This window comes from Streptomyces sp. NPDC054887 (assembly GCF_053610585.1).
In genome coordinates, this window is record NZ_JBSGYQ010000080.1 from 23940 (window position 1) to 31383 (window position 7444).

The 7444-nt window shown below is 72.3% G+C and carries 6 protein-coding genes; all 6 read left to right on the forward strand.

The window, feature by feature from the left end:
* Positions 1-83 precede the first annotated feature (83 nt).
* The 6 genes from ACWGH0_RS30795 (at position 84) to scpB (ending at position 7268) form a co-directional block, all read left to right on the forward strand.
* Positions 84-2123 (forward strand): tetratricopeptide repeat protein, encoded by a 2040-nt coding sequence (locus ACWGH0_RS30795; protein ID WP_453407553.1) that lies wholly within the window; start codon positions 84-86, stop codon positions 2121-2123.
* Positions 2124-2268: 145 nt separating this feature from the next.
* Positions 2269-3384 carry an alanine dehydrogenase gene (gene ald, locus ACWGH0_RS30800; protein ID WP_453407560.1) on the forward strand — a complete coding sequence of 372 codons (1116 nt, stop codon included), beginning with the start codon at positions 2269-2271 and terminating at the stop codon, positions 3382-3384.
* 381 nt (positions 3385-3765) lie between these two features.
* Positions 3766-4887, forward strand: coding sequence for a ParA family protein (locus ACWGH0_RS30805; RefSeq protein ID WP_069935438.1), 1122 nt, complete (start codon positions 3766-3768; stop codon positions 4885-4887).
* A complete protein-coding gene (locus ACWGH0_RS30810) occupies positions 4872-5492 on the forward strand; it encodes a hypothetical protein (protein WP_453407554.1) in 621 nt (206 codons plus the stop codon). The genes ACWGH0_RS30805 and ACWGH0_RS30810 overlap by 16 nt, the downstream gene beginning before the upstream one ends.
* 64 nt (positions 5493-5556) lie before the next feature.
* The gene (locus tag ACWGH0_RS30815) at positions 5557-6636 is read left to right on the forward strand and encodes a segregation and condensation protein A (RefSeq protein WP_453407555.1); all 1080 of its coding nucleotides are present in this window, start codon (positions 5557-5559) and stop codon (positions 6634-6636) included.
* Complete coding sequence (gene scpB / locus ACWGH0_RS30820) at positions 6564-7268, forward strand: SMC-Scp complex subunit ScpB (protein WP_453407556.1); 705 nt, start codon at positions 6564-6566, stop codon at positions 7266-7268. Before ACWGH0_RS30815 ends, scpB begins: the two co-directional genes overlap by 73 nt.
* Positions 7269-7444 lie beyond the last annotated feature (176 nt).

Genomic DNA, 7444 nt, shown 5'->3' on the forward strand with positions numbered 1-7444 from the left:
TCGTAGCAGAGCGTGAACTACGCTCGAAGTTCCCGACCGCAGTCGCGGCGGGCTTTGTGCGCAGGCGGACGGGAGCGTGGCCCGTGACGGATCAGGCGGTGGACACCAGCGGCGTGGCGGCGGGTTCCCCGGCAGGGCGGACGACGGGCGAGTTCTTCGGCAGAGCGCGCGAGCTCAAGGAGCTGCGGGACGACATCGAACGGGCCGGGCTGGACACCCTCGCCGGCCGCAAGGCGCCGAGGGCCCGCGTCCTGCTGATCGCCGGCCGCCCCGGCTCCGGCCGCACCGCCCTCGCCACCGAACTCGCCGCGCGTCTCGCCGGCGACTACCCCGACGGCACGCTCCGCGCCCGGCTGACCGAACCCGGCGGCGAGCGCGTACCCACCGAACGCACCGCCCGGGCGCTGCTCGACGAGCTCGACGTCCCGGTGCCGCCGGGCGCCGGTGACGACGAGCTGTCCGAACTGGTCCGCGAGGCGCTCGCCGAACGCCGCTTCCTGCTGGTCCTCGACGACGCCGCCGACGCCGAGCAGGTCGACCCGCTGCTCCCCGACAACCCGGACTGCCTGGTGGTGGCCACCGCCCGGGGGCCGCTCACCGGCATCCCCGGTGTGCGGCCCTGCACCATCGGCGGCCTGGACACGGGCTCCGCCGTCGAACTGCTCGGCCGCTACACGGGCGCCGTGCGGATCACCGTCGATCCGACGGCCGCCGAATCGCTCGCCGAGGAGTGCGGGGGACAGCCCGCCGCGCTCACCCTGATCGGCGGCTGGCTCGCCGCCAGCCCCAAGGCGTCGGTCGCCGACGTGACCAAGCGGCTGCACGACATGCCCGTCGACCCCGGCCAGCCCACCGGGGGCCGGCCGCTCGCCCGCACGTTCCGGTTCGTGTACGAGTCGCTTCCGCAGCCCACGGCCAGGATGCTGCGGCTGCTCGCCCTCGCGCCGGCCGGCGTCGTGGACGCCCACATCGCTTCAGCCCTCGCGGGCTGCTCCGTCTCCGGGGCGCAGACGGCACTCGACGACTTCGCCGCGTTCGGCCTGCTGCGCCGCGTGGACGAGCGGCAGTACGAGGTGCCCGGCTGCCTCGCGCCCATGATGAGGGCGCTGATGGAGGACCGGGACCGGCCCGCCGAGGTGCAGCTGGCCCGGGCCAGGATGCTGGAGCGGACCGTGCGCCGGCTGCACTCGTGCCGGGCGATCACCGAGCCCGACGGCTCGCCGGCCCGCAAGAAGCTGGCGGGACTGCCGCGCGCGCTCCGCTTCCCGAACGCCCCGGCGGCCGCCGAATGGCTCCGGGTCCGGCAGCCGGCGCTGCTCGCCGCGGCCCGGACGGCGGTCGCGGACGGCGAGCTCGACACCCTGGCGAGGCGCCTGGTGGCCGCGCTGGTACGGGCGCTCGCGGCGCACCGGGGCACCGAGGCGGCGGCTCCCGAGCTGTACGGGCTGCACCGGCTCGTACTGGATGTGGCCGAGCGGTGCGGGCTGCACCGCGAGAAGGCCGCCGCGCTGCTGAATCTCGCCGACCTGGACGCGCGGACCGGGCGCACGCAGGAGGCGCTGACGCGCTACCGGGCCGCGCTGGACGCCGGCCGGGCGGCGGGCGACCCCTACGCGACGGGCCGGGCGATGGAATCCGTAGGCGGCACCCACCAGGAACTGGGGGACTGGCAGCGAGCCTCCGACTGGTACGGCCGCGCCCTGGAACAGCGCCTGACCCGGGGGGAACACGCGGACGCGGCCCGGCTGTACGGGCGCCTCGGAGCGGTGCACACCTACGCGGGCCGCTACGGCGAGGCGCTGCGCAACTGGCGGGCGTCGGCCGCCGGGCACCGCAGGGTCGGTGATCTGCCGGGCCACGCACGGGCGTTGAGCGAAGTGGCCCGGGTGCAGGAGTACGCGGGACGGCCCGAGGAATCGCTGCGCACCTGCCGCGAGGCCGTGGAGTGGGCGCGCCGCGCCGAGGACGTACGGCTGCAGGCGGCACTGGAGTTGCGGCTCGCGGACACGCTCGACCGGCTGGGCGACCCGGCGGCGGCCCGGCTGCACAGGAGCGCCGCGGAGACTCTGCTGGGAGAAGAGGGTTCTACCTACGAAATCCGCAGTGGTTCCGCTGGAGATTGATGCTTTGTAAGGCTAGACAGCGGGAAATCCTTCATTAGACTGGCTCTGCCGCGTCATGCTGCGGTGTTGCCCGGGTGTGCCGTGCGTACCTGGGTATGTATGGCAATGACCCATTTATTCCCCTGAGCCAAGGACCGTGATCGACGTGAAGGTCGGCATCCCCCGCGAGGTCAAGAACAACGAGTTCCGGGTGGCCATCACCCCCGCAGGCGTGCACGAGCTGGTGCGCCACGGCCACCAGGTCTTCGTCGAGCAGAACGCCGGCGTCGGATCCTCGATCACGGACGGTGAGTACGTCGCCGCCGGTGCGCAGATCCTGGCGACCGCCGATGAGGTCTGGGCCACCGCCGACCTGCTGCTGAAGGTCAAGGAGCCCATCGCGGAGGAGTACCACCGCCTCCGCAAGGACCAGACCCTCTTCACCTACCTCCACCTCGCCGCCTCCCGCGAGTGCACGGACGCCCTGCTGGCGTCGGGCACCACGGCGATCGCCTACGAGACGGTGGAGACCGCGAACCGCGCCCTGCCGCTGCTCGCCCCGATGTCCGAGGTCGCGGGCCGGCTGGCCCCGCAGGTCGGCGCGTACCACCTGATGCGCTCGGTCGGCGGCCGCGGTGTGCTCCCGGGCGGCGTCCCGGGCACGGCGGCCGGCGAGGCCGTCGTCATCGGCGGTGGCGTCTCCGGCTGGAACGCCACGCAGATCGCCGTCGGCATGGGCTTCCACGTGACCCTGCTCGACCGTGACATCAACAAGCTGCGCGAGGCCGACAAGGTCTTCGGCACCAAGGTCAAGACGATCGTCTCCAACGCCTTCGAGCTGGAGAAGGCCGTCGTCGAGGCCGACCTCGTCATCGGCGCGGTCCTGATCCCCGGCGCCAAGGCCCCGAAGCTCGTCACCAACGAGCTCGTCGCCAAGATGAAGCCCGGAAGTGTTCTTGTCGACATTGCGATCGACCAGGGCGGCTGCTTCGAGGACTCGCACGCGACGACGCACGCCGAGCCGACGTTCAACGTCCACGAGTCGGTCTTCTACTGCGTCGCCAACATGCCGGGCGCCGTTCCGAACACCTCGACGTACGCGCTGACGAACGCCACGCTGCCGTACATCGTCGAGCTCGCGAACCGCGGCTGGGTCGAGGCGCTGCGCCGCGACGCCGCCCTCGCCAAGGGCCTCAACACCCATGACGGCCAGGTCGTTTACCGCGAGGTCGCCGAGGCCCACGCGCTGCCGCACGTCGAGCTGGGTACCCTTCTCGGCTGACGCGTCAACGAAAGTCGTCAACCTCACGCAACCGGCCGGACCTTGCTCGACAAGGTCCGGCCGGTCGCGTTCACGGCCGCCGCGAAGGGCTCGCTCAACTCGCCGTGAACGTAACACTTTAACCGTTTCGCGACCCCGCGAAACGCGCGGTCGGTGCCTCTCTTTCGCACCCGCGCACCCTTGACACAGGGGTGTTCCGTTGCCGACACATCGGGCCGTGTCCGGCCGATTGTGTTGCTGCGGACCGGTGACACGCCATAGAGTCGCCAACCGTCGGCATGGTGCCACGCTGACCTATCGATAAGTTTCCTGGTCACTTCCAAGGAGGTAAGACGACTTGTGAATGAGTCGACATTTACTCCCGGGGGTGGTCAACCGGGAATGCCTGCACGGGGCCAGGGCCCATCGGGGCTCCAGGCTGTCGGCTCCGTCGCTGTCCGCACCTTCGCCACCCATCAGCACATGACGACAGCCCACCAGAGCATGGACGGCCTACACGTGAACGCCATGGCCGGCGACCAGAGTGGGGACAAGTCCACCACCCGTTTCGCCGACTTCGACGAGGTGCCCGAGGGGCACTTCTACGATCCCGATGCCGAGTACGAGCCCGACCCCGAGTACGCGGCCACCCTCGCCCCCGACGCTGCCCGCCAGCGCCGCGAGCGGATCGGCCCCACCGGACGGCCGCTGCCGTACTTCCCTATCCCGGGCCCGCTGACCGACCACGGCCCCGCGAAGATCATCGCCATGTGCAACCAGAAGGGCGGCGTCGGCAAGACGACGTCGACCATCAACCTGGGTGCCGCTCTCGCGGAGTACGGCCGACGGGTCCTGCTCGTCGACTTCGACCCGCAGGGAGCCCTGTCGGTCGGTCTCGGCGTGAACCCGATGGAACTCGACCTGACGGTCTACAACCTGCTCATGGAGCGGGGCATGTCGGCCGACGAGGTCCTGCTGAAGACCGCGGTCCCGAACATGGACCTGCTGCCGAGCAATATCGACTTGTCGGCCGCCGAGGTCCAGCTCGTCAGCGAGGTCGCGCGCGAGTCGACACTTCAGCGGGCGCTCAAGCCGCTGATGGCCGACTACGACTACATCGTGATCGACTGCCAGCCGTCGCTCGGCCTGCTCACCGTGAACGCGCTGACGGCCGCTCACAAGGTGATCGTGCCGCTGGAGTGCGAGTTCTTCGCGCTGCGCGGCGTGGCCCTGCTGACCGAGACGATCGAGAAGGTCCAGGAGCGGCTCAACCCCGACCTGGAGCTCGACGGCATCCTCGCCACGATGTACGACTCCCGCACGGTGCACAGCCGTGAGGTGCTCGCGAGGGTCGTCGAGGCCTTCGACGAGCACGTCTACCACACGGTGATCGGGCGTACCGTGCGCTTCCCGGAGACCACGGTCGCCGGTGAGCCGATCACGACGTACGCCTCCAACTCGGTCGGTGCGGCCGCCTATCGCCAGCTCGCCAGGGAGGTGCTCGCCCGGTGTCACGCCGAGTGAGTCTGCCGGGGGCCGACGAACTGTTCCGTACGACCGGGGGAATGGCGCTGCAGTCGTCGTCCCCGCGGCGCCCGCCCGTCAACGGTGAGGCACGTGTGCCGGGGCCGGCGGGGGAGAGCGACCCGGGCGCGGCGGCCGAGCCGTCCGAGGGCGCGCCGGGCGCGGGCCCCGACGGCCGTGGGGCGGCCGAGCACGCCGCCGCCGACGCGGAGGCCGGCGGGCATCGCAGCAGGGCCGCCGAGGGCGACCAGGCGGCCGCTGCCGCCGCCAGGGCCCGCCGGGCTCCCGAGGGGCAGCCGACGGCCCAGCAGGCCGCCCAGCAGCGTCCTGCGGCCCCCGCCGCGGTGGCCCAGCCGCGCCGCAGGGGCGGACGCGGCGCGAACCGCCGTCCCAGTGGCCGCGAGCGCCACGACGAGAAGATCACGGTCTACGTCTCGGCCGAGGAACTCATGGACCTGGAGCACGCGCGGCTGGTGCTGCGCGGAGAGCACGGGCTCGCCGTCGACCGGGGACGCATCGTGCGGGAGGCCGTCGCCGTGGTGCTCGCCGACCTGGAGTCGCGCGGCGACGCGAGCATTCTCGTCCGGCGCCTGCGCGGGCGCTGACCGGACCGGGGGTAGCCTGCGCTGCTGCCCCTGCCTCGTTTTCCCCGCACCCTGGACCACCGCCATGCCGCGCCCCGACGACTCCGCCCCCGCACCCCGCCGCCGCCTCGGCCGCGGGCCGGGGGCGCCGCGGCCGGCCGGGACGGCGGGCCCGCCGGACGCCCCCGCACCGGAACCGCTGCCGGACGGCGCGCCCGGGGCCGGCGCCGGTGAGCGCCCCCCCGCAGCGCCTCCACCGCCGACGCCCGCGCCTCCGTCTCCCGCGCCTCCGTCTCCCGCGCCTCCGTCTCCCGCGCCTCCGTCTCCCGCACCCGTGGCGGCGCCGGAGGTCCGGAAGGACGACGTCCCGGCCGACGGGCGGTTCACCGTCCGGCTCGTGAACTTCGAAGGGCCGTTCGACCTGCTGCTCCAGCTCATCTCGAAGCACAAGCTCGACGTCACCGAGGTCGCCCTCTCGAAGGTCACCGACGAGTTCATGGCGCACATCCGCGCCATGGGGCCCGACTGGGACCTCGACCAGACGACCGAGTTCCTCGTGGTGGCCGCCACGCTTCTCGACCTGAAGGCCGCCCGCCTGCTGCCCGCCGCCGAGGTCGAGGACGAGGGCGACCTCGCGCTGCTGGAGGCGCGCGACCTGCTGTTCGCGCGGCTCCTCCAGTACCGCGCGTACAAGCGGATCGCCGACGTCTTCAGCGAGCGGCTGGACGCGGAGGCCCGGCGGTACCCGCGTACCGTCGGACTGGAGCCGCACCACGCGGCGCTGCTGCCCGAGGTCGTCATCAGCATCGGCCCGGACGGCTTCGCGAAGCTCGCGGTGAAGGCCATGCAGCCCCGGGCCGAGCCGCAGGTGTACGTCGACCACATCCACGCGCCCCTCGTGTCCGTGCGGGAGCAGGCCGAGGTGGTCGTCGCGCGGCTGCGGGACCTGGGGGAGGCGACGTTCCAGGTGCTGACCGAGGACGTCTCGGACACCCTGACCGTCGTGGCGCGCTTCCTCGCGCTGCTGGAGCTCTACCGGGAGAAGGCCGTCGTCCTGGACCAGGAGGAGGCCCTCGGGGAGCTCGTGGTGCGATGGACCGGCGGAGAGACGGGCCGGCCCGTCGTCACGGACGAATTCGATCAAGTGGTGGAGGACACATCGTGAGCGAGCCCGTGGCGGTCGCGGAACTCGGCCTAAAGCCCGCCCTGGAGGCGGTCCTCATGGTGGTCGACGAGCCCGCCACCGAGGAACACCTGGCCAAGGTGCTCCAGCGGCCCCGCGGGGCCGTCGCGGACGCGTTGCGGGAGCTGGCCGACGAGTACGCCGTGCAGGGGCGCGGATTCGAGCTCAGGCTGGTCGCCGGGGGGTGGCGCTTCTACTCGCGGCCCGAGTACGCGGCCGCGGTCGAGAGCTTCGTACTGGACGGGCAGCAGGCGCGGCTCACGCAGGCCGCCCTGGAGACGCTGGCGGTCGTCGCGTACCGCCAGCCGGTGAGCCGTTCACGGGTGTCGGCCGTACGGGGCGTGAACTGCGACGGCGTGATGCGGACCCTCCTCCAGCGCGGTCTGGTCGGGGAGGCGGGCACGGAACCCGAAACAGGTGCGATCCTGTACAGGACGACGAACTACTTTCTGGAGCGGATGGGCCTGCGGGGCCTGGACGAGCTCCCGGAGCTCGCGCCATTCCTCCCGGAGGCGGACGCGATCGAGGCTGAGACGCTAGAGGGTGTGCCGTCGTTCGATGCGGACGCCCCGTACGCCTCGGACACACACGCAGACGACAAGACGGAATTTTGATGCGAAGCAGCAGCGGCAGGAACAGCGGAAGCGGCAACGACCGGAACCAGCGGGGCGCGGGCAAGGGGCGCGACGACAGGCAGAAGCGCTCGGACCGCCCCGACCGCCCGGACCGTCCCCGTCCCGAGGAGCGCCGTTACGACGTCGGCCGTGACGCCCCCGGCGCCCGTGAGGGC

Coding starts and splice junctions, on each gene's coding strand:
- ACWGH0_RS30815 (WP_453407555.1), top strand. CDS start 5,557: ATGCCGCGCCCCGACGACTCCGCCCCCGCACCCCGCCGCCGCCTCGGC.
- scpB (WP_453407556.1), top strand. CDS start 6,564: ATGGACCGGCGGAGAGACGGGCCGGCCCGTCGTCACGGACGAATTCGA.
- ACWGH0_RS30805 (WP_069935438.1), top strand. CDS start 3,766: ATGCCTGCACGGGGCCAGGGCCCATCGGGGCTCCAGGCTGTCGGCTCC.